Genomic DNA, 26,007 nt, shown 5'->3' with positions numbered 1-26,007 from the left:
CCATTCTTCAGAACAGGCAAGATGCCTGTTCCACAAGAAAATTTATCTCTTGTGGAACGGGCATCTTGCCTGTTTATAAAAAAATTATTGAGAATGGTGCCAGATATCAGTTGTAGCGCGTATTTTCGGACACAACCCGGTTTCTGGTTTACCCTGGCGTCCAGGACTATTCTGCTCGCTGCATTACCATGAAAGGGTAGGTTTTGCAACCAAAAAATTTTGGTTTTTTTTACTGTTTACGATCGACTTACACGATATTTTTTCGGATAATCACCCGATTGAAGCGTAAGTCTTGGGAAATGAACAGCCGTTGATCGACCTTTTGGTTTCTAGCCGTCGCCGAAACTGTTGGCTGCGACGGCTGTTTCCTTTTTGGCTGTTAAGATTGATTTTTACTTGAGGGTGCTGACTTCCTGAAAATATTTTCCCCCACTTAAGCGAGATAATAATTATATCCTATGGCTTGTCGATCGCAAAAACTATTTTTACTCGCTGGAATCTTTGGGTTAGTTGGGCTGGGAACACCTGCGAAAACCTCCGCTAGCACAGTTGAAATTTTGACCTCAAATGTTGAGGATTTGGCCGCAGTTAGCAGCAGAGACGATCGAGCTTTCCTTCCCGATACTAATCTTGACAAACGCGAAGACTTGCCCGTAAAAGACGAGGAAACGCAGTTACCCACAGAGTCAGAACACTCGGTGGCGGCGGAAACTTCCGACTTACCGCCGTCTGCAGGAAATTCAGTCGATGTGACATCTTACACCATTGTCAAGAACAGACAAGATGCCTGTTCCACAAGGAGTGAGTTTGATTGTGGGGTGGGCATCCTGCCCGCCCGTAAAAGGCTGATTGACAATGGTGCAACATCTCAGCCCGTTAGCGAAGCCCTCGGAGAGGATCGCACATTCAGCACAAAAACTCAAGAAACCGAGCTTTTTAACTCAAATCAAAAGCTAGAAAAAAATGTTGACACAAAAAAAACTGATTTAGATGCCGCTCAAGATTCGCGGCTAAGCCAACTGCCGAACCCAATTCTGCCCAGAGAGCCGGAATTACCTCCACCAACAGCACCGCAACCTCCCCCGCCGTCTCCCCTCCAACCAACCCCGCTAACACCTGTTCCCGGCGATGCTAGACCGGGGATTATAGGTACAATTAGGGTCGATCGCTTTGAATTTGAGGGCAACACAGCTTTTAGCGATCGCGAACTCGCAGAAGTTACGCAACAGTTTGCGGGCCGCGAAATCACTTTTGCCGAACTGATCGCAGCCGAAGCAGCCGTCACTCAAAAATATGTAGCCGCAGGATACATCAATTCCGGCGCTGTAATTCTTGCCAACCAAACCTTTCCGAGAGACGGAGGTGTGGTGAAAATTAGGATTGTCGAAGGCGGATTAGATGAAATTGTGATTACTGGAAACAGGCGCTTAAATTCAAATTACGTGCGATCGCGCCTTGAGCGCGCTACCAGACGGCCCCTCAACCGCGAACGCCTGCTGGAAGCCTTGCAACTGCTGCAACTAAACCCCTTAATTGGCAATATTTCTGCCGAACTCCAAGCCGGAAGCCGCCCGGAAAACAGCCGCTTAGAAGTGCGGGTAAAAGAAGCAGACAGCTTTAGCGCTGAAGTGTTCGCAGACAACAATCGATCGCCCAGCGTCGGCAGTTTTCGGCGCGGTGTTCGCATCAATCAAGCAAATTTGCTCGGTTTGGGCGACGGATTAGAGGTATCTTATGCTAACACCGACGGCAGCAACGAATTCAACGGCAGCTACACAGTCCCCGTCAACGCGCGCAACGGCACGATTGGGTTCGCTGCGAGTGCTGCTAGCACCAATATCATCGAGGAACCGTTTGATCGTGCACAAATCGAGGGGAAATCGCGCACCTACGAGTTAACTTACCGCCAGCCGATTGTCGAAAAGCCCGATCGCACTTTGGCTTTGGGACTGAGTTTTTCGCGGCAAGAAAGCGATACATTCCTGTCGGGGGAACGATTTGCGCTTTCGGCGGGAGCAAACGAGCGCGGCGAAACCCGGGTTTCGGCTGTGCGCTTTTTTCAAGAATATGTGCAGCGGAGTTCCAACCAAGTGTTCGCGGCGCGATCGCAGTTTTCCGTCGGCACTAATCTGTTCGGCGCTACTGCGAACGATAGCGGGCCGGACAGCAGTTTTCTGGCGTGGCGCGGACAAGCGCAGTACGTGCGGCTGTTAGCGCCGGAAACCTTGCTGATTGTGCGTTCTGACGTTCAATTAGCCGATCGCCCCCTGCTTTCCCTCGAACAAATCGGGATCGGCGGCGTTCAAAGCGTGCGCGGATACCGCCAAGATTTGCTGTTAACTGATAGCGGTGCGATCGCCTCTGCTGAAGTGCGAATTCCGGTTTGGCGTGTCCCGGAAGTCCAGGGATTGTTGCAAGTCGCTCCGTTTATCGATTTTGGGCTAGGGTGGAACCATTCAGGAGAAAAGGCGAATCCTGACTCGGATAAACTGCTGGGTGCGGGTTTGGGGCTGATTTGGCAGATGGGCGATCGGTTGAATGTGCGTTTAGACTATGGTATTCCTTTGATCAATGCTCGATCGGGCGATCGAACTTTGCAGGAAAAAGGCATCTACTTTAGAATCAATTATTTTCCGTTTTAAATTGCTAAGTTGGGTTGAGCGCGATCGAACCCTACGCTTCGCCCAACACTTTCATCTTTAGCGCTGACGGTCAAATTTTATTAACTGGCGGCCTCGATCGCACGATTAAGCTGTGGGATATCGCAACCGGATGTTGTATTAGGACGTTGATGGGCGATCATCGGCTGTATGAAGGCATGAATAGTCGAGGTGCAACGGGATTGACGAATGCTCAAAAAGCGACGCGGCATAACGCAAAGTTCACCTGCGCCAGCAAAAGCTTCCGCCTCCGGCGCAAGCTTTTGCTGGCGTCAGGTGCAACGGGAAGTTAGCCTATATTTTAACATGAAGAAATAAGTTAACTTCTGATGGCTCACGTTGTACTTTTATATGCTGTTCCGAAAAACCAGCTTTTATAGCCAATGACCGCAGTGTGTTTGGGCTTCGGTGATGTAGATTCCACTCAAATAAACTCATATACGCTTTACTAGGATTTGTAGCACAAAAATTACCGATGACTACGCTTCCTTCTGGTGCGAGCATATTCTTTAAACGCGAGAGAAGGAATACAAATATCTTGTCATCAAAGTAATCAAATAACCCGGCGGACCAAATTAAACTATATCGTTTTTCAGTTGTGAATCGAAGTGCATTTTTCTGAATAAACGTGATTTTGTCTAAATAGGCAGAACAGATATTTTTTGCGAAGTTGATTGCATTTTTATCTTGTTCTATGCAGTCAAATTGAACCTTTTCCGATAAGTCTGGGTTGTTTTGGAAAAAGTGAAGCATGTCACGACCTGGCCCGCTTGCTACGTTTAGTATTTGAGCTTGATCACCTTTTGAGTTGGTCGCCGCGTCTGCTACTTGATTGGAAAAATAACCTACGCGATTGCGAACAGCTTCAGTTGCTGTATGTGTATGAAAATAATTGTCCCACTTGGTTAAGTGGGGTTGCGAAGAGGTATATTTTATATAAATCTTATTGATAATTTCAAAGTCGCCAGCGTAGCCATGCGGTTTTTTTAAAACAAAACCTTGTAATGTTTCGATTGTGGCGGCATCACCAAGTATCGATAATAATTCTGATCTTTGAACTTGTGTTATTTTTCCAGCTTTTATATGATCTGAAGTTTCTTCTAGCCACGAGTCTAGTTCTGCGTAATCTTCGTGATTGGGGCCGCCTTTTTGAATCAAAAATTTTAGGAAGTCTAAGTGATAATTCATTATTCTCTCACCTTGCAGTTGTGAACTCTACCCAAGCCCAATGTGCGTTTTTTGGCTAACGTATCGCAGTTGCGGTGCAATACTGGATATGATAAAATACTACTACAGATAGATGATGTATGTCCACCCTTTCTTACTTTCCATCAGAATCTCCTTTTCTAGATCGAGTTCGCCGCACGATTCGCCTCAAGCACTTAACTTGATGGGTGAAAGAGAGTCGAGCTACATTGGTAACAAGTTAAGCTAAGAAAGCATTTGTCAATCAGCAATTATGCTCAACATTTACTCGGATTTTGGGCATAAAACTGAGATTTGGGCGATCGAGGAATCATGCCGATGGTAGTATTTATACTTACTCCCTCTCAAATCGTGAATTTTCCACTCCTAAAAAAGCAGTTTTTTTGAGTAATATTACTGATTGACAAATGCAATTAAGTCTTAAATTGTCACCAATGGTCGAGCTAATACCCTCGGCGATCTGAAAAATTGAGACATTCATCAGAACTTACTCACGCTCGAATCACCGTAATTATTCCCCCCATATTCATTTGTATAAATTTCAGTATTAGACCGCTTCACCACGGGAGGTACTGAATTTGACCTTCCAACTCTCCCTCCTGACTGCACTCTACAAGGACAACAATATCCTCAATCACTCGTCCGATCGGAGCATCCGTGCTAATTTCGATCACCCCTGGCATCGGCTGACTTTGCCTCACTCGATCGTAGGCATAGCGAGTAATCGTAGCGACATCGTGAGTCAGCAGAATACGTCCTTCCTGCGCTGCCCACTCTAAAACGGTTGGATCATCTTTCCCTGACAGCCCAACATCTTGTACACGAACGATGTCGAGCTTTAGGTTACGGCGAAATAACCCTCGAACGATCGTATTATCGAAGTTTTCATCAGCAAGAAGTTTTAACATGGTTCTTGCATTGTTCTGCGGGCAAGCAGGCGATCGCGCAAGCCTTGTGGGTCGAATTTTGCTTGATTCATAGCGCGAATCTCTTGAGATTGCTGCCGTCGCTGTTGCAAGTAAGCTTCTACTTCCGATTCGTGCTTGAGATAGAAGGCGATCGTGGCATAAACGTCAGCTAGATTCAGAGACGGATAGCGATAAACAGTTTCCTCTGCGGTCGCGCCCTGCTGAAAGACAGCGATTACAGTATCTAATGTAACGCGAGTTTTTCCGACGAGAATCACACCATCTTCATTTGCATTTAAAGGAGCAAGTTCAGCCACGATTGTCAGTGTCATAAGCATCTTCAAATTCAATATCCCAATAGTAGCAAATCTTCCTAGCCGTTTGGAATTCTGATAGTGGGTACTGAGCCATGCGCGTCGAAAGGTTGCTAAAATCTATCCCTGCTTGACGTTGAAAAATACTCAGATGATCTGTATCCAATAAATATTTCATAGCTCATCTTCAGCTTCGAGGAGAGACTCATCCCCTTTGCGAATCGCTCGTCCATAGGCAAGTAGCTCCTCAAAGGCAGGTTCATCTTTGAAAGACCCTATGATTTGTTGCAACCAATTCGTCGGTTGAGAAGCCACAATTTGCTTCTGCAACTATGCGAGCGCTGCTTCCACTGCTGCAAGCCGTTCCTCTAAAGAAGTGTTAATTGCCATTTGAGTTTTCCTAATTAATCCTTCGTATCTAAAGCCTATCTAGAAGCCAGGTAGTCAAGCACTTCATAAACCGTAATTCGCAAGCCGCGTACACAAGGCTTACCACCGCGTTTATTTGGTTCTATCGTGATATGCTTTCGGTAGTTCATAGTTGGAATTATCGTCATTGTGTTCTCGACCTTTGCCAAATCTTAGCCTAGGGCTGCCGATCTGGCAAGGTTGTCAATCTTGTTTTTAATACGATCGCGCAAAAGTTTTTTGAACTAGCGTAATCCAATTCTCATAGCTTATACATATAACGAAGTTCAAGTGCGTTGCAAAAGCTATTCAGACGATTCAGCAAAGCATTGTAATAGACGTAGGCATCATCCCGTTCATCTTCAAGAAGAGCATACAGGGTCAGTTCTGGCTCTGCTGCTAGACGATCTTTAGGAACATCTAAGCCGGCTTCAGCTAGGCGCGTTGCTGCGATCGCGACTAACAATGACCCAAGTGTATTCGTCTTACCATGATGAAGATCGTCCAATCCAGGTAGAATTAGCTCCGCTCCCGGCAACTCATTCAAGCTCATGACTGTTCCTCCTCTGAGTTACCTTCAAACGTCGCATTGAAAAAAGCTCTCTTTATTATCTTTGGGCAAAGTCCACTTTAGGGGTAAAAGAGAGGCGATCGAACACTGGGACGATCGCACTGATACGATCCAAATATATAATTATGATGGAACCGGAAACGATATAAATCCTAACCTAGTTAACACAAGAGGGCTTGTCTTATGGTTCAGACAAAAACTAAACTCACTTTTGCAGACTTCCTGCAAAATTACCCAGAAGGATCGGGGATCTATGAACTTGTAAATGGGGAGATTGTCAAAGTGGAAGCAACCAGAGCTCATAAAAATGTGGCAAGATTTCTAGTATTTGGCTTTAACGATGAAATCAGGCGCTTGGGACTTGACTATATCGTTGACAAAGATATAGTTATCAGAACTGTAAAAGCTTCAGGGCAAGAGCAAGGCAGAAATCCTGATGTAGGCGTGGTTAAGGCGTCAGTATGGAATAGCAATGCACTCGGCTATGGAGCCATTACCGAACCTATCCAATTAGCAGTGGAAGTTACCTCGACTAACTGGGAGGACGACTATGTTGATAAGCTAGATGAGTATCAACGCCTCGGCATTTGTGAGTATTGGATTGTGGACTATTTAGCGATCGCTTCTAGGGCTTATCTAGGAAATCCCAAAATTCCCACAGTTTTTGTTTACTCTTTGGAAAATGACCGCTATTTAGTTCAAAGTTTTACAGGTAATGAGCGCATTCTCTCTAAAACTTTTCCGGAACTAGAAATTACTGTAGAGCAACTTGTACTCAGCAGCCAAATTCAAAACATTTAGAGCAACGAGATGAGATTACACCGATAAAATTTATCCGGGCAAGAGTGTTTTTATGCCTCCATTCCATTACTGTTTACTATTTTCACCATTCTCAAAAACAGGCAAGAGGCCTGTTCCACAAATACTAGATTTTACTGTGGTGTGGGCATCTTGCCCGCCCGTAAGTTACTCCCTACTGTTTGCTTTCCTGTTGCTATTTCCCTCGAAAACCTTCGCCCAAATCATCCCCGATAATACCCTGGGTTCGGAAAGTTCACGCACAGTTCCCGATACTATCAACAACTTACCCTCAGATAGAATCACTGGCGGTGCAATTCGCGGCGTTAACCTCTTTCACAGCTTGCGCGAATTTAACATCCGTGAAGGGCGGGGAGCTTATTTTGAAAATCCCAGCGGAATTACCAACATTTTCACCCGCGTTACGGGTCAAAACTCTTCAAATATTTTAGGAACTCTGGGAGTTTTAGGCAACGGCAACTTATTTTTAATTAACCCAAAAGGGATTATATTCGGGCCGAATGCGCGGTTAGATTTGCGCGGTTCGTTTATCGGTTCAACTGCTGACAGTATTGTGTTTAATAACGGCTTTGAATTCAACAGCACCAACCCGCAAACATCCCCGCTGTTAACCGTTAATATTCCAGTTGGTTTAAGATTTAGAGACAATTCCGGTGCAATTGTCAATCAATCGACGGCTATAGGAAAGCTAAACCTCCCAGCCTCTGCTGTGCCAATCCCAATTAGCGATCGAGTTGGTTTAGCAGTAGAACCAGGTCAAACTTTAGCACTGATTGGCGGCGACATCCAACTGCAAGGTGGCAATTTAACCGCCAGCGGCGGACAAATTTTACTCGGTAGCACAGCCAGTCCCGGTTTAGTTAATTTTGCATTAACAGCGGGAGAAAAGGGAAATTTAACTTTAAATTATGACAATATTCAAAACTTCGGCAATATTCAAATCTCCGATGGAACACTGATCAACACCAGCGGAATTGGTGGTGGCAGAGTAGAGTTAAAAGGTGGAAATGTCGCCCTCAGCGGGGCGCGAATTTATGCGCTGACACTGGGAAATATTGATGGTAGAGGTATCGATATCAGCGCTCAAAAGTTGCGAGTGGAAAACGGCACGCAATTTTCTACCCTGACTCTAGGAGATGGTGCAGGAGGAAATATCAATTTCCGCGTTGCTGATTCAGTAGAAATGATCGGGCTGGGAGTTGAGGGCTATCAAGAGGTTGCAATTAAATATTTGGTATCGGGAACTACAGACCCATTTGACCCGCTAATGATGCTGTTTAATGCTAGTGCTGGTGCTGGTTCGGGGGGGAATATTACGATCGATACCGGCCGCCTGCTATTCAACAATGGGGTAGTAGGTAGCGGTATCACTTTTGGTGGTGGAAATGGCGGAAATTTAATCATTCGTGCCAATACTTTTGAGATGGTGGGTTCTGGAATTAACAACGGGACAGCTAAAGAAAGTACGGGTGCGGGAGGAAGCATTAGTGTTGATGTCGCGAGATTAATTATGCGCGACGGTTCTCTTCTGACTACGACGAGTTACAGCAGCGGCCCGTCAGGGAATATCAACATTAATGCTGCTGAATTAGTAGAATTGTCTAACAGTGGCCCGACAACAGTTGTGTCAACCGGAATTAGCACGCTGAGTATCGGCTCTAATGGCAGGGCGGGCAATATTAACGTTGATACCAAGCGGTTGACTCTCTCTGGGGGTTCTGCGTTTACAGTAGGAACGGGTGTGTTAATTGGCAGGTTTTTGTTTTCTCAGGAGGGCGGGCCTGCTGGGAATTTAACAGTTAGGGCTACTGAATCAGTAGAAATTTCAGGTATTTCTCAACTTTTGAGCAGCGGAATTCAGAGTGCTAGTGCTTTTAGTTCTGGAACTTTGAGCTCTAGTCCGGGTGGGGATATTCGCATTGATACGCCAAGCCTAACCGTGCGGGATGGGGCGGTAGTTTCTACGAGTTCTTTGGGGGTGGGAGATGTGGGAAATATTACTGTTAATGCCGATCGCATTGAGGTCAGGGGCAGCGGAAATAATGGTCTGTTTGTCAGTACAATTGATGCTTCGGTGGGCAAGATATTTGGTACTAATCCTAATGCGACGGCAAATGCCGGTTCGTTGAATCTGAATGCCGATCGACTAATTGTCCGAGATGGAGCTACAGTCACAGTGCAGGCTACGGGAACCGGACGCGCTGGTAATATCAATATTGTCGCAAATTCGATCGCTCTTGACAACAAAGCGAGGATTGACGGTACGACTGTATCCGGTACAGGAGCAAATATTAACCTGCAAGCGCGAGACATCCAGTTGCGCCACAACAGCCGAATTACCACCGATGCAGGCACTTCTGATGGCGGCAATATCAACATCAACAGCGACATTCTTATCGCCCTCCCGCAAGAAAACAGCGACATTACAGCCAACGCCGGCACCGCAGGCGGCGGCCGCGTCAATATCAATGTCCCCAATGTTTTTGGTTTTACAGCAGCCAGCCGCGAACAAGTGCGAGGTAGTTTGGGATTGACAGATGCTCAATTTGCAGCGTTACAAGTAAGTCCTACTTCTCTACTTCCTAGCAGCGACATCGCCGCGATTTCCCAAAGTGGCGGCCCGGCTTTGCAAGGGGCGGTAACATTTAGTTCTGTTGGAGTGAATCCCGTTCAAGGTTTAGTGGAACTGCCGCAAAATGTGGTGAATCCGGCTGCGTTAATTGCTGCAAATCCCTGCATCCAAGGGGCAGAGAACGAGTTTACTGTGACTGGGCGCGGGGGATTACCACCGAGTCCTCACGATGTTCTCAGCAGCAATTCTAGCCCGTTTCCTTGGGTGGAACCAGCGGTAGGTGAGAGTCAGCAAATAGAAAGTCCAAGAGCATCCATAGAAACTCGGCCAACAGAAATTATTCCCGCTCAAGGTTGGGTAATGGACGATCGAGGACAAGTAACGCTGGTAGCCTATAATTCTGGTGGTGGTGCATCTCTTCGCAGTCCGAAACCGACTGGTGTTTGCGTACCTCAATAGGTACTCTTCAGCTTTTAGCTAACCCCTTGCCCTATTCCTAATACTAAATTAACAGGACTTAAAAGATGCCCCGCCAATCTTGCGCCCTATTTTTTGCATTTTTACTGCTGTTTCCTGTCCCCGGCGTCGCCCAAATCATCCCCGATAGCAGCTTGGGTGCAGAAAGTTCGCGGACAGTTCCCGACACGATTAATAACTTACCCTCGGACAGAATAGAAGGCGGTGCAACTCGCGGAGTAAATTTATTTCACAGTTTCCGAGAATTTAACGTCGGTGAAGGGCGCGCCGCTTATTTTGCCAATCCTAACGGGATTGCCAATATTTTTACTCGTGTTACTGGTGGCAATCCTTCTAATATTTTAGGTGTGTTGGGAGTCCAAGGAAATGCCAACTTATTTTTACTTAATCCCAAAGGAATTGTCTTGGGCCCAAATGCGAGATTAGATTTACGTGGTTCATTTTTAGCAAGTTCTGCTGATAGCGTAGTTTTCGATAATGGCTATCAATTCAGCAGCAGTAATCCCCAATCACAACCGCTGTTAAATGTCAATATACCTATTGGTTTAAACTTCAGAGAAAATCCGGGAAAAATCATTAACTCTTCAGCAGCACCAGCCTTGACTTTACCACAATTACCTGCTGGAATCCCGCAGATTTTCAATAACATGGGCGCTTCAGTTGATCCCGGACAAACTCTCGCCCTCGTGGGCGGAGATCTTGAATTAAATCAGGGAACACTCACTGCATCAACCGGACAAATTTTGCTGGGTAGCGTCGCTAGTCCGGGGATGGTTGGATTGGGGGCAACGCCATTTGGATTAAGTTTAAACTATGACAAGATTTCCAACTTTGGTAATATTGAAATAACCAACGGCTCACTGATCAATACCAGTGGAGTTGGTGGCGGGAAAGTCGAGATTCTAGGTGGAAATGTCAGGCTAAATAATGGGCGAATTTATGCACTGACCTTGGGAAATATCGATGGTAGGGGTATCGATATTAACGCTCAAAATTTTCGGGCCCAAGGTGGAGCGCAAATATCCACTCTGACAGCAGGAATTGGTGCGGGAGGCGCTGTCAATATCCGGGCTACCGACTCAGTAGAAACGCTCGGAATAGGATTAGATAACTATAGAGTGTTTGGTGGTCAGTATACGGTATCTGGCTCTTTCGACCCTTTTGACCCCCAACTTGTCCTAATCACTGGCACTAATAGCATGGGAGCCGCCGGAAACCTCACGATTGATACGGGAAAACTGTTAATAGACAATGGAAGCGCATTGACTACCACCACGTTAGGTGCTGGCAACGCCGGAAATATTACCATCCGTGCCGGGGTTTTAGATATGGTCGCTTCTGCAATCCACAGTGGCCCACTTTTGGGGAGTACGGGTAGGGGAGGAAATATCACCTTTGAGGGAAAAGGTTTAACCGTAAGCGATGGTGCTGCTCTCATCAGCCTCGCCCGCGGTGAAGGAGGAGCGGGGAATATCAACATTAAAGCGAATGAATCAGTAGAAGTGCTGCGGACTCCCACTGGAAGTCCCGTAGCAAGTTTAATTGGGTCAACTGCCAGCGGTGTGAATGGGCAAGCCGGGGACATTAATATCGACACGAAGCGGTTGATTATTTCCCAAGGAGGCGGAATTAGTTTATCTAGCGGAGCAGTTGTGGGCAACCAACCGTTGAATACAACTGGGGGGCCCGGAGGTAATTTGACAGTTAGGGCCACTGAGTCAGTAACAGTCGAGGGTTTTTCCGGAGTTTTGGCGAACGGGAGTCGGAATCCCAGTTTCATCTGCGCTGATGCCAATACTGCTAATCGGGGAGGGAGTATTAACATTTCTACACCTGTACTGACTCTCCGGGATGGAGGAGTTATTAGCACTGCATCTTTAGGCCAAGGAGATGCCGGAAGTATCACAATTGATGCGGGTCGTGTAGAAGTTATTGGGAATGGGGGTCAAGGTGAATTTAACAGTCAAATTCAGACTTCCGTTGGGATTGCATCTGACATTATAGATCCTAACGCTACGGCTAACGGAGGTTCGTTGAATCTAAATGTCGGGGAATTGATTCTTCGCAATGAAGGAACACTCAATCTGCAAGCTTTGGGATCGGGACGGGCTGGTAACATTAACGTCAAAGCAGACTCAATTTTCCTTGACAACCAAAGCAGCATTGACGGTAGAACGGCATCCGGCCCCGGAGCAAATATTAACCTTGAAGCACGGGATGTCCAGTTGCGCCGAGGGAGCAGAATTACAACTGATGCCAGTATTTCTGAGGGTGGCAATATCAACATTAAAAGCGATATTCTGGTCGCCCTCCCCAACGAAAATAGTGATATTACTGCTAATGCGCGATCGGCTCAAGGGGGTAGGGTTAATATTAATGTCCCCAATGTTTTTGGTTTTACAGCAGCCACTCGCGAACAGGTTCGAGGTAGTTTGGGATTGACAGATGCTCAATTTGCAGCGTTACAAGTAAGTCCTACTTCTCTACTTCCTAGCAGCGACATCGCCGCGATTTCCCAAAGTGGCGGCCCGGCTTTGCAAGGGGCGGTAACATTTAGTTCTGTTGGAGTGAATCCCGTTCAAGGTTTAGTGGAACTGCCGCAAAATGTGGTGAATCCGGCTGCGTTAATTGCTGCAAATCCCTGCATCCAAGGGGCAGAGAACGAGTTTACTGTGACTGGGCGCGGGGGATTACCACCGAGTCCTCACGATGTTCTCAGCAGCAATTCTAGCCCGTTTCCTTGGGTGGAACCAGCGGTAGGTGAGAGTCAGCAAATAGAAAGTCCAAGAGCTTCCATAGAAATGCGGCCAACAGAAATTATTCCCGCTCAAGGTTGGGTAATAGATGAGCAAGGAAAAGTAACGCTGGTAGCGTATAATTCAAGTAATGGTGCATCTCTTCGCAATCCGAAACCGACGGGTGTTTGCGTACCTCAATAGGTACTCTTCAGGTTTGAGCTAACCCGTCGCTATTTTCCTAATACTAAATTAACAGGAATTAAAAGATGCCCCGCCAATCTTGCGCCCTATTTTTTGCGTTCTTACTGCTGTTTCCTTTCCCCGGCGTCGCCCAAATCATCCCCGATAATAGCTTGGGAACAGAAAGTTCGCGGACAGTTCCGGACACGATTAATAACTTACCCTCGGACAGAATAGAAGGCGGTGCAACTCGCGGAGCGAATTTATTTCACAGTTTACAACAATTTAACATCCGTGAAGGACGAGGCGCATATTTTGCCAATCCTAACGGGATTGCGAATATTTTTACCCGCGTTACTGGTGGCAACCCTTCTAATATTTTAGGAACTCTGGGAGTTTTGGGAAACAGTAACTTGTTTTTAATTAACCCCAAAGGGATTGTCTTTGGCCCCAATGCTCGGTTAGATTTGCGCGGCTCATTTATCGGTTCTACTGGTAGCGGCGTTCTCTTTGATAATGGGTTTGAATTTAGTGCAGCTAATTCTAATGCAGTGGCCTTGTTAGCGATTAATATTCCTGTGGGTTTAAGGTTTAGAGACAATCCCGGTACAATTGTCAACTCTTCCCAAACACTGGCTCCTACATCAGCCTTACCGCCACTCCCCATAGAAATTCCTGCGTTTGAAAAACTCGGTTTAGCCGTAGACCCCGGTCAAACTTTAGCATTAATTGGCGGTGACATTCAACTCCAAGGAGGAAATTTAACAGCTTATACCGGACAAATTCTTCTCGGTAGTGTCAACCGTCCAGGTTTAGTGCAATTTGAACCAACGGCTTTAGGTATGAATTTAAACTATCGCAATATTCAGAACTTCGGCAATATTGAAATGAACGGTGCATTTATAAATACTAGCGGATTAGGAGGTGGGAAAGTCGATATTCGAGGTGGAAATATTAATCTTAACGGTTCAGGGATTTATGGACTGACACTCGGAAATATTGATGGTAGAGGCATTAATATCAATTCCCAAAACTTACGATTAGAGGGGGGGGCGCAAATTTTCGCCTCCACACTGGGAGAGGGGAGAGGAAGCGATATCAACATCCGCGCTACTGACTCAGTAGAAATGATCGGGTTGGGAATTGAGGGCTATCAGCAGCTTACAGAAAATTTTCAGACATCTGGAACAGGCAACCCCTTTATTTCGCAAATTGTTCTGTTTACTAGCGCTATTGGCAGTGGAGCAGCCGGAGATATTAACATTGAAGCCGGACGGCTGTTGATGAGCAATGGGGTAGTGGGCGGTGCCCCCACCTTTGGTGCTGGGAATGGCGGAAATCTGACTATCCGCGCCAACACCGTCGAACTCGTCAGTTCAACGCTCTATAACGGAACAACGAACGAAAGCACTGGTCAAGGCGGAAACATCACTGTTGAGGCGCAACGGTTAATACTGCGCGATGGCGGTGCGTTTGCCAGCTTCAGCCTTAGTGATGGAGCATCGGGGAATATCGCGATTAAAGCGAGTGAATCTGTGGAATTGTCGGGTAGTCTTCCTGTAGGTCTAGGGCAAACTCGGCTCGGCACGAATACTTTTGATGGTAATGGAAAAGGTGGGGATATTACGATCGACACTAAGCGGTTGAGTGTTTCTAATGGAGCCACAATTAGTTTAACTACTGGTGCGATTTTTGGCGAAGTCGTGTTTTCTACAAGTGGGGGGACGGGAGGAAATTTAACTGTGAGAGCCTCCGAGTCTATAGAAGTGAGTGGCGAGTCAAGATTTTTGGAGAATGCGGGCTATGTAGCAAGTTCTTTTGTTACTCAAACTGCAAGTTCTGGTAGAGGTGGAGATATCCGCATCTCAACACCTAAACTAACTGTGCAGAATGGCGGCGTTATTTCTGCGGCTTCTTTGGGTATAGCAGATGCAGGAGATATTACAATTAATGCCGATCGCTTACAAGTGGAAGGTATTGGGAGTAACAGTGGGTTGAGGAGTGGAATTGAGGCCTCGGTTGGTAGGGCGTTTAATGCTGTCAATTCCAATGCTAGCGGAAATGCAGGCTCGTTGAATTTGAATGCTAATCAATTGATTCTTCGGGATAGTGCAGTTGTTAACGTTCAATCTTCAGGAACAGGTAGGGCTGGCAATATTAACGTTGTAGCTAACTCAATTTCCCTGGATAATAAAAGCATAATTGATGGCACGACTGTCTCTGGTACAGGGGCTAATATTAACCTGCAAGCGCAAGATATTCAGTTGCGGCGCGGCAGTCAAATCACCACGGATGCAGGTATTTCTGAGGGCGGTAATATCAGAATTAATAGCGATATTTTGGTAGCTTTACCGCGAGAAAATAGTGATATTACAGCTAATGCTCGCACAGCTAGGGGCGGACAAGTTACGGTCAATGTACCAAATATCTTTGGCTTTACAAGCCTTAACCGCGACCAAGCCAGGAGTAGTTTAGGACTGACTGATGCTCAATTTGCAGCGTTGCAAGTAAGTCCGACTTCTCTAATTCCTACCAGCGATATTGCGGCGATTTCCCAAAGTAGCGGCCCGGCTTTGCAAGGTAGTGTTACATTTAGTGCTTCTGGGGTGAATCCTGCTCAAGGTTTAGTGGAACTGCCACAAAATGTGGTCGATCCGGCTGCTTTAATTGCGGCCAATCCCTGCACGCAAGAGGCCGAGAGCGCATTTACTGCTACTGGGAAAGGAGGAGTGCCACCCAGTCCTAATGATGTTCTCAGCAGCGCTCCATCGCCGTTTCCTTGGGTGGAAGAGGCCGGAAGTTCGGCAACAAGCAATGTAGAGGATTTAACCGATGTAACCGATCGAGGGAAGAAGGAAGAAGGGGAAATCCGGGATCGGGAAGTTGTTCCGGCGCAAGGTTGGGTGGTGAATGCGAAAGGAGAAGTTATGCTTGTTGGATATAATCCGGGTAATGCTGCTGACTCTCGCAATCCTCGATTGAGTTCGGGTTGTGTGCCGCGTTGAAATTAGGTTTTTTTGACCTCACATCTTGCACCATTCTCAAGAACGGGCTCTGGGGCCCATTCCACAAGAGATGAATTTTATTGTGGAACAGGCCGAAAAGCCTGTTCCTAAACAAGTAATTGAGAATGGTGCAACATCTCAGTTTAACCGCAGATGTAGGCGGATTAACGCGGATTAACGCAGATAGAGAATAAGATGTATTTGGGTTAATTAGTAGGTGTGTCTGCGGTTGTAATTTTATTTTCTAACTATGAAGTTTACCCGATCGCTCCGACAAGTAATTCTGTTATTTGTGATTTCCTGTCTGCTATCCGTTGCGATTCCTCCCGGAGTTGCTCAGCTTAATCCACCACAAACGGTGCAGCTTGTTCGACAAGCTCGAACTCTGTACCAAGAGGAACGTTTTTCGGAAGCTGTACCTTTGTTGCAGCAAGCGGCGGCGCAGTTTGAGGCAAAAGGCGAAAATCTCGATCGCGCCACGGCTTTGAGCAATTTAGCTGCAACCTACGGGCAGTTGGCGCTTTGGGAAGAAGCAGAAAAAGCTGTAAATTCGAGTTTGTCGGCTGTGCGAACACAAGCCAAAACTCCCGAACAGCAGCGAATTTTGGCTGAAACTCTCAACATTCAAGGACAGTTGCAACTCGAACGGGGGCGGACTCAAGATGCGATCGAGATTTGGACGCAAGCTGCTAAAATTTTCGAGCAAATTGATAGAAAGAACCCACTTTTTCAAGTTCAAATTAATCAAAGTCGGGCTTGGGAAATTCTGGGACTTTACCCCAGAGCTTGCAAAATGCTATTAGCTTCTTTCCAGTTGGAAAACCAAACTTGCGAAGTTTCGGCAGCGGGTTTGGCAAGTTTGAAAAATCAGCCAGTTTCCCTCGAACAAGTCCGGGCAATTCATGCTTTAGGGCGGGTGTTGCGGGTTTTGGGACAACTGGAACGATCGCAGGAGGTGCTGTCGGTTGGACTCGAAGCAGCCCAAAAATTAGATTCCCGCCCAGAGGAGGCTGCAATTTATCTCAATCTGGGCAATACGGTACGGGCTAAAAGCAATAAACCGGGTTTGACAGCGGAACAGCGGGCTGATTGGGAACGCTTTGCCCTAGAGTATTATGCTCGATCGGCCCAGGCGATGCCGGATCGATCGCTCCTACAAATTCAGGCAAAGTTAAACCAGTTGAGTTTGTTGATCGATCGCACAAATTGGGCGGAGGCAGAAGATTTGTGGCGTTCCATTGAACCTCAAGTCGCTCAATTTGGGTCCAATCGCGCCGGACTTTACGCTCAAATTAATCTAGCTCAAAGCTTGATGAAATTATCTCAATCGCCTGCGGAAACTTTGAGTTTAAGCGATATTGACAAAATGCTCGATCGCTCTCTCGAACCAGCAAACAGTTTGGGCGACAAACGAATACAAGCTTATATTCTGGCAGCTAAAGGCAAACTATCGGAAATCCAACAGCAGTATCAGAAAGCGGAAAATCTCACAACTGAGGCTTTGAGTTTAGCACCGGCGTTTCAATCTCCCGATATTGCTTACCAATTGTTTTGGCAACTGGGACGGATTGAGAAAGCTCAGGGAAAGACAGAAGGGGCGATCGTTCAATATACTCAAGCTGTCAATATATTGTCTTCTCTGCGGGGCGATTTGGTGACAGTCAATCCCGAAGTGCAATTTTCGTTTCGGGAAAGTGCCGAACCGGTTTATCGGGAATTAGTCGGGATGCTTTTGCAAGAGGAATCTCCCAGTCAAGCTAAATTGAAACTAGCGCGCCAAACGGTGGAATCTTTGCAGTTGGCGGAATTAGACAACTTTTTTCGGGATGCTTGCGCTGATGCTAAACCAAAGTCGATCGAGGAAATTGATCCGACAGCGGCGGTGATTTATCCGATTATTTTGAGCGATCGTTTGGAGGTAATTTTATCAATTCCCGGCAAACCTCTGCGCCGCTACGCTACGAAGAAGTCTCAAGCCGAGTTGGAAACTGCCTTCAGACAAGCCAAAAATACCATCAGGCCTGCTTCTTTCCCCCGCGACAGGAGGCTACCCGTCGAACAGGTTTACGACTGGTTAATCCGCCCCGCAGAGGCGGATTTGACCGCCAGCGGGATTAAAACCCTGGTATTTGTGCTCGACGGTTACTTGCGAAATCTGCCGATGGCGGTGCTCCACGACGGTGAAAAGTTTTTGGTAGAAAAATACAGTATTGCTTTGGCGCCGGGATTGCAATTGCTGGCACCGAAACCGCTGAACAAAGTCAAGTTAAAAGTGCTCACCGCTGGCCTCTCGGAAGCGCGTCAAGGCTTCTCGGCTTTGCCGGGGGTGAAGGAGGAAGTTGAACAAATTGCAGCCGAGATGCCGGCGAGTTCGCTGCTGAATGAAGATTTTGTCAGCGGGCGATTGCACGATCGAATTAAAGCCTTGTCTTACCCGATCGTCCATTTGGCCACTCACGGTCAGTTTAGCTCGAATGCAGCGGATACTTTTATTGTGACTTGGGATCAGAAAGTGAATGTTAAGGAGTTCGATCAACTGCTGCGAGCCCGCACTGGGGAGAAACAACAGGCGATCGAACTTTTGGTTTTGAGTGCTTGCGAAACTGCTTCGGGCGATAACCGCGCGGCTTTGGGTTTGGCCGGGGCGGCAATTCGATCGGGTGCCCGCAGCACCGCCGCCACCCTTTGGCAAGTCAACGACGAATCTACAGCTATCTTTATGACTGAGTTTTATCGGCAGCTTGCTTCTTCTAAAACCAGCAAAGCTGAAGCCCTCCGCAACGCTCAATTAACTCTGTTGCAAAACCCAGAGTATCAGAATCCATATTTCTGGGCACCTTTCGTGCTTGTGGGCAATTGGCAATGATTTAAGATCGGGCATCGGGCATCGGGCATCGGGCATCGGGCATCGGGCATCGGGCATCGGGCATCGGGCATTGGGAATCGGGCATTGGGCATTGGGAATCGGGCCTCGGGCTGGCAGACAACAGTCAACAGTCAACAGACAACAGTCAACAGACAACTAACTGAAATGCAGTTGGTTTTTTGTTAAAGTTTGTAAACTGTTAAGAGTGCTTTCTGCATCTAATATTTTTTCGAGGAGTCCCATGAAGCAACTTTTGATTGCTGAGCGCTTTTGCCTAATTGCCCACGTCTTGTCAATGGCTTTTGGATTGGCAGGGTTGCTGCTGATTTTACCCCGTCCCGAATTGGTGATGAGTTTGCCACCAGCAGGGCAAACGCTATTCCAGTGGGGGATGGCTGGGGGTGGAGTAGTTTATATCATCTTTGGTGCAGCAGCAGTTGCTCTCTATTCCTTGCGGACGTTGGGTTGGGGTGCAACTCTGGGTTTTTTACTGCCTTCTGTGTTTTTGTCCTTGAGTAGCGAGTTGTTGGGAACGAGTACGGGTTTTCCCTTCGGCCACTACCACTATTTGAGCGGTTTGGGTTACAAAATTGCAGGGCTGGTTCCGTTTACAATTCCCCTCTCGTGGTTTTATCTGGGACTGGTTTCCTACATAATTGCTCGGGCTGGAGTGGCTGGCGGTAAAGGCGAACTAAACTGGGTGCGCCAAATAGGGGCGATCGCCCTTGGTGCTTTGCTGCTAACAGCTTGGGATTTTGTACTAGATCCGGCGATGAGTCAAACTTCTGTGCCTTTTTGGGAGTTTGAGGAACTTGGGGCTTTCTTTGGGATGCCTTATCGCAATTTGGCTGGCTGGATGGGTACGGGCGCGCTATTTATGTCTGTAGCAGCTTTCTTGTGGAGAAAAACACCGATTAAATTAGAGCGATCGGAATTGGGTTTGCCCTTAATTGTTTATTTGGTAAACTTTGCTTTCGGAGCAATTATCACTGTAACTTCGTTGGATTCTCGGTTCTGGTTCCCGACATCGCTAGCGGTGCTTCTGGGCGTAGTTCCGGCGATCGCGTTAAGCTGGATCGCTAAACCCGCAGCAGGTGACGTAACAGAAACAATGCCGTCTTTGGAGAAATCTGTTATCGCGGCTGAAATTCCACCTCAGCCCGTGGGCGTTTTGCGTAAGTGAGTTGCTAGCGAGCAACTGTGGCTGATTTAGCAAAAATTTACACTAAATTTTGAGCTAGTTTAAAAACCCGGTTTCTACAAAAAACCGGGTTTTTCAGTGGCGATTTTTTAATTCCCAATTCCTGTAATATGTTTGAGACCAAAATTTAATAAATTTTTAAAATTGATATTAGTTACCAAAAAAATGAACTGTAAATAAGCTCCCAACCCATATCCCAATACGTTTCAGATAAGACCGATCCCCCCTAGCCCCCCTTAAAAAGGGGGGGACAAGAACTTACTCAAAGTCCCCCTTCTTAAGGGGGATTTAGGGGGATCTCCGGGGAATTAACAGTGTTAACTGAACCGTATTGACCCATATCCAGTCAGTCATTCCCAATTCTTCAATAGTATGGTTTTCCCGATCGCCCCTCACCTCTTCTCCCAATCGCTGACAACTATCATCGCTGTCGCACTCCTGCTGCTGCAATTGCCCGCCGCAGCCATTCTGATGTCGCGTCTGATTAAAGGCCCATCGCGCATCCCGCCCCTCGAACCCGATTCGCCGACGCTGGATATGTTGGGTGCTTGTACTGCGGTAGTACCGACTTTGAACGAAGCCGATCGCATTTCCCCTTGTTTGGAAGGATTAAGCCGCCAAAGTTACGAACTCCGAGAAGCGATTGTGGTTGACAGCTATTCGGTAGACGGAACCGGAGATTTAGTCAAAGCAGCCGCACAAAAAGACCCCCGGTTTCGCTTGATTAACGACGATCCGCTGCCGGCGGGCTGGGTAGGGCGTCCCTGGGCGCTGAATGCAGGTTTTTTGGCAAGTTCCCAGAAGTGCGAGTGGATTTTGGGCATCGATGCGGATACTGTGCCGCATCCGGGTTTGATTGCGAGTTTACTCAAAACGGCGAAAGCTGGAAATTACGATTTGATTTCGCTGTCGCCGCAGTTTATCCTCAAGTATCCGGGGGAGTTGTGGCTGCAACCTGCTTTGTTAATGACTTTGGTTTATCGGTTCGGGCCGACGGGGACTGGCGGGGATGTGCCGGAACGGGTGATGGCGAACGGTCAGTGTTTCTTGTGTAAGCGCGAGGTTTTGGTGGCATTGGGAGGCTATGAAGTCGCAAAAGGTTCTTTTTGCGATGATGTGACTCTGGCTCGCTATGCGGCTGCTAAGGGCTTTAAGGTGGGCTTTTTGGATGGGGCTAAGGTGTTGCAGGTGCGGATGTATGAGGGGGCGATCGAGACTTGGAATGAGTGGGGGCGATCGCTCGATTTAAAAGATGCTGCTTCTGGCGGTCAAATCTGGGGCGATTTGTGGCTGTTGTTGGCGGTTCAAGGTTTGCCGGTGCCGATTGTGTTGTGCTATTTGTTGTTTGGTTCGCTGCCGCCGGTTGGTGTATTTCCGCACTTTTGGCTGTTGGGATTGAATGTATTTTTGGTGGCAGTGCGATCGGCTTTGTGTTTGGCGATCGCGCCTTCTTACGATACAACTGGGGCATCGGGTAAATGGCTGTTTTGGCTGTCACCTTTGGCCGATCCGTTAGCGTTTTTGCGAATTCTAATTTCTGCTTTAAATCAGCCTACTCAGTGGCGCGGCAGAAAGTATGAATAATCGTTAAATTTTGGCTAGGTCTTTTAAAATTGGTAGAAGTGCGATCGCCCTTTGGGAGTGAATGGGCGATCGTACTTTTCTTGATTTCCTAAATCAACCGGAAATTAGCCGATGTTATTGCATTCGCACTCACTCCAATCATCACACCTAACTCCTCTCCTGTCAAGACATTTTTGATGAGAGTTCCCTGAGTATTTTGAGTTATTCCTAACTGACCAAAACTCAAACCACCTGTTAATCCAATCAAATCTTGACCGCTTGTAAAATCAGCAATAATATCAAATCCTTTACCAGCTTTTAAGACAAAGATATCGTTGCCGCTACCGCCAATCAAACTATCATTGCCCAAGTCTCCGTAAAGAATATCATCACCTTGACAACCACTGAGAGTATCGTTGTCTTCGCCTCCATAAAGAGTATCATTTCCTTCACACCCTCCCAGAATATCTGCCGCTTCGTCACCACTGATGAAATCATTACTTTCACCGCCGCAGATGGTATCCGAGCCCTGGTTTCCAAACAGGTAGTCATCACCTTGACTACCAAGCACTATGTCATTCCCTTTGCCTCCAAATAAGGTGTCATTATCCTTGCCACCATCGATGAAGTCATCATTTTTATTCCCATAAACGATGTCATTACCTTCGCTGCCATTTAGGGAGTCATTGCCTTTGCCTCCCAAGATTAAATCATTGCCGAACTCACCAATAATGATATCGTTTCCTTCATCTCCCAATAAAATGTCATCACCTGTGCCACCGCTGATAAAATCATTGCCTTTGTTGCCGTTTAATATGTCGCTGCTGTCGCCACCATATAAGTTATCATCCCCGGATTTGGCATCGAATATATTGCCGTTGTTGCTGCCTAAAAATCCATCGTTTTTGGCAGTGCCTATTTGAATTGGCGATTCACCGAGTATGGTGTTTTCAACTGTATTGGGTTGGCTTAAGTTGGGATAAGCAATGTCATCGCAGATGCAGTCATCGTTGGGGATGTTGTTAGTTGTTGGTGTTGGTGTTTCTGATGGCGTCGGTGTCGGTGTCGGCACATTAACACTAAAATTACCCAAACTTCTAACAGCAGCGAAATTACCAACAGCATCTTTTACCTGCGATGCTTGTAAACTCACCGTGTAAGTATCATTATCAAAACTGTTCCAACTCCCCCCGGGAGGAATAAACGAATAAGTTGCTGCCCGATGCGTACCATTACTATTAGTATCAACACTGAAAAAACTAGCAGGAATAGCGCCCCCAGACCACTTTACAAAAACATCATAATTATCTAAACTGCTAACATCAACTCCACTGCTATCATCAGTAAAACTAACTGTCAATGTCTGAGTTGTACCACCCGCTGTAGTAATGTTAGAAATTGCCCCCAAGTTAGCAGTAGGTGCGGTAAGATCAGCAGTGCGAGTTAGTTGAGTCGCTGCGGTATTGTTATTACCAGCGGTATCCGTAGCTTTGGCTGCTGGGATATCAACGGTGACATTACCATCAGCAGTAGGTTTAACGGTAAAAGTATAATTGCTGCCGCTACCTGGAAAACTGCTAACCGTACCGTTAGTAACATTAACGTCGCTTTCACTAAATCCTGTGACGTGTTCGCTGAAAATTGCTGTGACTAAAAATGGTGCGTTTGTGGTTGTTGCGGATGTTGATGTTAAGGCAACTGTGGGTGCGGTGATATCAGCAGTGCGAGTTAGTTGAGTCGCTGCGGTATTGTTATTACCAGCGGTATCCGTAACTTTGGCTGCTGGGATATCAACGGTGACATTACCATCAGCAGTAGGTTTAACGGTAAAAGTATAATTGCTGCCGCCACCTGGAAAACTGCTAACCGTACCGTTAGTAACATTAACGTCGCTTTCACTAAATCCTGTAACGTTTTCGCTGAAAGTTGCTGTGACTAAAAATGGTGCGTTTATGGTTGTTGCGGATGTTGATGTTAAGGCAACTGTGGGCACAACAGTGTCTACAATTATGGCTTTGCTATCCGCTAAAGATTGTCCCGCAGGAATAGTTAAGTTGGCATTATTGCCAGCAGCATCTTTTAAGGTTGCATCTCCCCCTAAAGTTATGCCTGTTGAGTTGAGATCAATGCTCTTTTGTCCGGTTGCTGGAGTGTATGTACCCACACCAGATGTACCCGTAAAAGGTGTAAGAGTGACAGCGCCACCTGTGTCTAAGGTGACACTCATGTTACCGCCTGCTAAGGTAACTGCTTCGCTGAAGTTGACGGTGACGTTGATGTTGCCAGTTGTGCCGTAACTACCGTCAGTGGTAGTAGAGGCGACGCTGGTGATGGTTGGTGCAACAGTGTCAATAACGATGGCTTTGCTACCGCCGAGGGAGTTGGCTGAGGCGGTAGTGGGGAGGGTTAAGATGGCATCAAAGGCTGTAGCAACAGTTTCTTTAATTGTGCCACCGTTGAGGGTGAGGGCATTTGTGGCGAGGTATTCTAAGTCACCGGATGTGTCTCCCGCTTGCACTACATAGTTGAAGGTGAGGGCTGTACCGCCGCTACCAGAGGCGTAGTTGGCAAAAGAGTCAGTTGTGCCGGTTTCTAGCTGCAGTTGCGGTGTGCCAGTGACGGTGACAGCAGCATCGAAGGTGACGGTGATATTGATAGTAGAACCGACACCGTAGCTACCGTCAGCAGTGGTGGCGGTGACAGCAGTAACTTTGGGGGTGGTGTTGAGCAGGATGGAGGGGCTGGGGCTGAAAGGGTTCGCCAAAGCTAAGTCTGGTTTCCCGTCCAAGTTGAAGTCGCCGATGCTGAGGTCGCTGGGGTAACCGCCAGTAGGAAAGTCAACTTTGGGGGCGAAAGTGGGGGTGGTGGCGTTGGTGGTGGTGGTGTTGAGCAGGAGCGATGGGTTGTCCCTACCGTAGTTCGCCGTTGCTAAGTCAGGTTTCCCGTCGCCGTTGAAGTCGCCGATGCTGAGGGAGAAGGGGCGAGCGCCCGTAGGGAAGTCAAATTTGGTGGCGAAAGTGGGGGTGGTGGCTCCGGTGGGGGTAGTGTTGAGCAGGATGGAGGCGTTGTCGCTACCGAAGTTCGCCGCCAAAGCTAAGTCTGGTTTCCCGTCCAAGTTGAAGTCGCCGATGCTGACGGAGGCGGGGTAACCGCTAGTAGGGAAGTCTACTTTGGTGGCAAAAGTGGGGGTGAGGGCTCCGGTGGAGGTTGTGTTGAGCAGGATGGAGACGTTGTTGCTGCCGTAGCTGCCGTAGTTCGTCACAGCTAAGTCAGGTTTGCCGTCGCCGTTGAAGTCGCCGATGCTGACGGCTCTGCCGCCACCACCAGTTGCGAAGGAGACTTGGGGGTCGAAAGTGGGGGTGGTGGCTCCGGTGGGGGTGGTGTTGAGCAGGATGGAGGCGGTTTTGCTACCCCCGTTCGCCGTTGCTAAGTCAGGTTTGCCGTCGCCGTTGAAGTCGCCGATGCTGACGGAGGCGGGGTAACTGCCAGTTGTGAAGTCTACTTTGGTGGCCAAAGAGGGGGTGGTGGCGTTGGTGGGGGTAGTGTTGAGCAGGATGGAGGCGGTGCTGCTACTCCCGTTCGCCGTTGCTAAGTCAGGTTTGCCGTCGCCGTTGAAGTCGCCGATGCTGAGGTCGCTGGGACCGACACGAGGAGGGGGGCTGAGTAGTACGCCGTTGTAGGTTTTGAGGGTGGTTTCTGTGAGGACCAGTTTGGGCTTTTGGGGAGATGGGGGGATGAGTTGGGGGATATCCCAGTTACCGCCTAATTTGCTGTTACCTGTGGTAGTGGGGTTGGCGGCGATGTTTGCGCCTGTGAGTTGGTGGAGTTGAGTGAGGAATTGGTGGCCTCTGTCTCCGGCTGCTACGTTACATCCATACAATATGATGCTGGCGTTCGCAGTAAGCCTGTTTCGCCACTCTTGCAACTGTTGGGTGTAGTTTTGGATGTTGCTGCTGTTTAGTTCTTTTGTGCCTAAGTACAGGCTGCCGGGGCTACCGTGTGTGATGATGTGTAGGGCTTCGATGCCTTTATGCTGAGCTAGAAGTGTGGTGATTTGCTCTATGGCATCAGGCTGGCTTTCGAGGATGTAGGTTGCCGTGCCCGGTTTGATGCCAGAGGCTATGTGGTTGCTGTCGGGTACTGCGGGGTCAAGGATAACTATTTCTTTTTGTGGATTGCTAAAGCAAGCAACCAAGGGAAGAAAAAATTTTTTGTTGGGGTTAATTTTAACTAGAGTTTTCATCTGCTTTTGGTTCCAGTAGAATGCCTTGTTTTTGAGCTGCAAAAGCTCTGTAGCCGGATTTGAGTTAGGAGGCGGTATTTCTACCAGGTGGCAGATGACACGCTACATTTTTAACTAAGAGAAATTTAGCAGGGTTCGAGTGTACTGTCAGTGGTTGAGCTTCTTCTTTACAAAACCTTTATATTTATATAGTTATCTTAAAGAATTATAAAAAGTCGAAGTCGGGGCGAGTTTATGAGATTATTGATTTTAGGCAATTATTGTCGGTAAAACCCG

General features: G+C 47.4%; 16 protein-coding genes and 1 pseudogene. 9 read left to right on the top strand and 8 right to left on the bottom strand.

Annotation, left to right across the window (positions count from 1 at the left end):
* The first annotated feature begins 458 nt into the window (after positions 1 to 458).
* Both QUB08_RS00630 and QUB08_RS00625 read left to right on the top strand, forming a co-directional pair.
* Positions 459 to 2,642, top strand: coding sequence for a ShlB/FhaC/HecB family hemolysin secretion/activation protein (locus QUB08_RS00630; protein WP_333222555.1), 2,184 nt, complete (start codon positions 459 to 461; stop codon positions 2,640 to 2,642).
* A gap of 14 nt (positions 2,643 to 2,656) precedes the next feature.
* Positions 2,657 to 2,953: a hypothetical protein gene (locus QUB08_RS00625; RefSeq protein WP_333222552.1), complete on the top strand. Its 297-nt coding sequence runs from the start codon at positions 2,657 to 2,659 to the stop codon at positions 2,951 to 2,953.
* Between the two features lies 1 nt (position 2,954).
* Here QUB08_RS00625 and QUB08_RS00620 read toward each other — a convergent pair whose 3' ends face one another.
* From QUB08_RS00620 to QUB08_RS00590, 7 genes and pseudogenes are all read right to left on the bottom strand, one after another.
* Positions 2,955 to 3,848, bottom strand: a complete 894-nt coding sequence (locus QUB08_RS00620) for a class I SAM-dependent methyltransferase (RefSeq protein WP_333222550.1) — start codon at positions 3,846 to 3,848, stop codon at positions 2,955 to 2,957.
* A gap of 575 nt (positions 3,849 to 4,423) precedes the next feature.
* Positions 4,424 to 4,774: a DUF5615 family PIN-like protein gene (locus QUB08_RS00615; protein WP_333222548.1), complete on the bottom strand. Its 351-nt coding sequence runs from the start codon at positions 4,772 to 4,774 to the stop codon at positions 4,424 to 4,426.
* A complete protein-coding gene (locus tag QUB08_RS00610; protein ID WP_333222546.1) occupies positions 4,768 to 5,106 on the bottom strand; it encodes a DUF433 domain-containing protein in 339 nt (112 codons plus the stop codon). Before QUB08_RS00610 ends, QUB08_RS00615 begins: the two co-directional genes overlap by 7 nt.
* Entirely contained in the window at positions 5,084 to 5,266 is a 183-nt protein-coding gene (locus QUB08_RS00605) for a hypothetical protein (protein WP_333222543.1), read from the bottom strand. The genes QUB08_RS00610 and QUB08_RS00605 overlap by 23 nt, the downstream gene beginning before the upstream one ends.
* Positions 5,263 to 5,403: a hypothetical protein gene (locus QUB08_RS00600; RefSeq protein ID WP_333222541.1), complete on the bottom strand. Its 141-nt coding sequence runs from the start codon at positions 5,401 to 5,403 to the stop codon at positions 5,263 to 5,265. The genes QUB08_RS00605 and QUB08_RS00600 overlap by 4 nt, the downstream gene beginning before the upstream one ends.
* Before the next feature lie 116 nt (positions 5,404 to 5,519).
* Positions 5,520 to 5,627, bottom strand: a pseudogene (locus QUB08_RS00595) (DUF433 domain-containing protein); the annotation flags it as partial.
* Positions 5,628 to 5,758: 131 nt separating this feature from the next.
* Positions 5,759 to 6,049, bottom strand: a complete 291-nt coding sequence (locus QUB08_RS00590) for a hypothetical protein (RefSeq protein WP_333222540.1) — start codon at positions 6,047 to 6,049, stop codon at positions 5,759 to 5,761.
* Between the two features lie 201 nt (positions 6,050 to 6,250).
* On the opposite strand from QUB08_RS00590, the gene QUB08_RS00585 reads away from it, so the two are divergent.
* The 7 genes from QUB08_RS00585 to cruG all read left to right on the top strand — a co-directional run bounded on the left by QUB08_RS00585 (position 6,251) and on the right by cruG (position 21,509).
* Positions 6,251 to 6,868, top strand: a complete 618-nt coding sequence (locus QUB08_RS00585; RefSeq protein ID WP_333222538.1) for a Uma2 family endonuclease — start codon at positions 6,251 to 6,253, stop codon at positions 6,866 to 6,868.
* Between the two features lie 52 nt (positions 6,869 to 6,920).
* A complete protein-coding gene (locus QUB08_RS00580) occupies positions 6,921 to 9,917 on the top strand; it encodes an S-layer family protein (protein WP_333222535.1) in 2,997 nt (998 codons plus the stop codon).
* Positions 9,918 to 9,982: 65 nt separating this feature from the next.
* Entirely contained in the window at positions 9,983 to 12,874 is a 2,892-nt protein-coding gene (locus QUB08_RS00575) for a two-partner secretion domain-containing protein (RefSeq protein WP_333222532.1), read from the top strand.
* Between the two features lie 65 nt (positions 12,875 to 12,939).
* Entirely contained in the window at positions 12,940 to 15,858 is a 2,919-nt protein-coding gene (locus QUB08_RS00570; protein WP_333222530.1) for an S-layer family protein, read from the top strand.
* Positions 15,859 to 16,108: 250 nt separating this feature from the next.
* Entirely contained in the window at positions 16,109 to 18,724 is a 2,616-nt protein-coding gene (locus tag QUB08_RS00565; RefSeq protein ID WP_333222528.1) for a CHAT domain-containing protein, read from the top strand.
* 241 nt (positions 18,725 to 18,965) lie between these two features.
* A complete protein-coding gene (gene cruF, locus QUB08_RS00560) occupies positions 18,966 to 19,907 on the top strand; it encodes a gamma-carotene 1'-hydroxylase CruF (protein ID WP_333222526.1) in 942 nt (313 codons plus the stop codon).
* 390 nt (positions 19,908 to 20,297) lie between these two features.
* Positions 20,298 to 21,509: a 2'-O-glycosyltransferase CruG gene (gene cruG / locus QUB08_RS00555; RefSeq protein ID WP_333222524.1), complete on the top strand. Its 1,212-nt coding sequence runs from the start codon at positions 20,298 to 20,300 to the stop codon at positions 21,507 to 21,509.
* 88 nt (positions 21,510 to 21,597) lie between these two features.
* Here cruG and QUB08_RS00550 read toward each other — a convergent pair whose 3' ends face one another.
* Positions 21,598 to 25,731, bottom strand: a complete 4,134-nt coding sequence (locus tag QUB08_RS00550) for a DUF4347 domain-containing protein (RefSeq protein WP_333222522.1) — start codon at positions 25,729 to 25,731, stop codon at positions 21,598 to 21,600.
* Positions 25,732 to 26,007: the final 276 nt, after the last annotated feature.

This window comes from Microcoleus sp. BR0-C5 (assembly GCF_036705045.1).
GTDB lineage: Bacteria > Cyanobacteriota > Cyanobacteriia > Cyanobacteriales > Microcoleaceae > Microcoleus.
The sequence above is the reverse complement of the archived record's forward strand: the minus strand, read 5'-3'. Positions and strand labels throughout refer to the sequence as shown.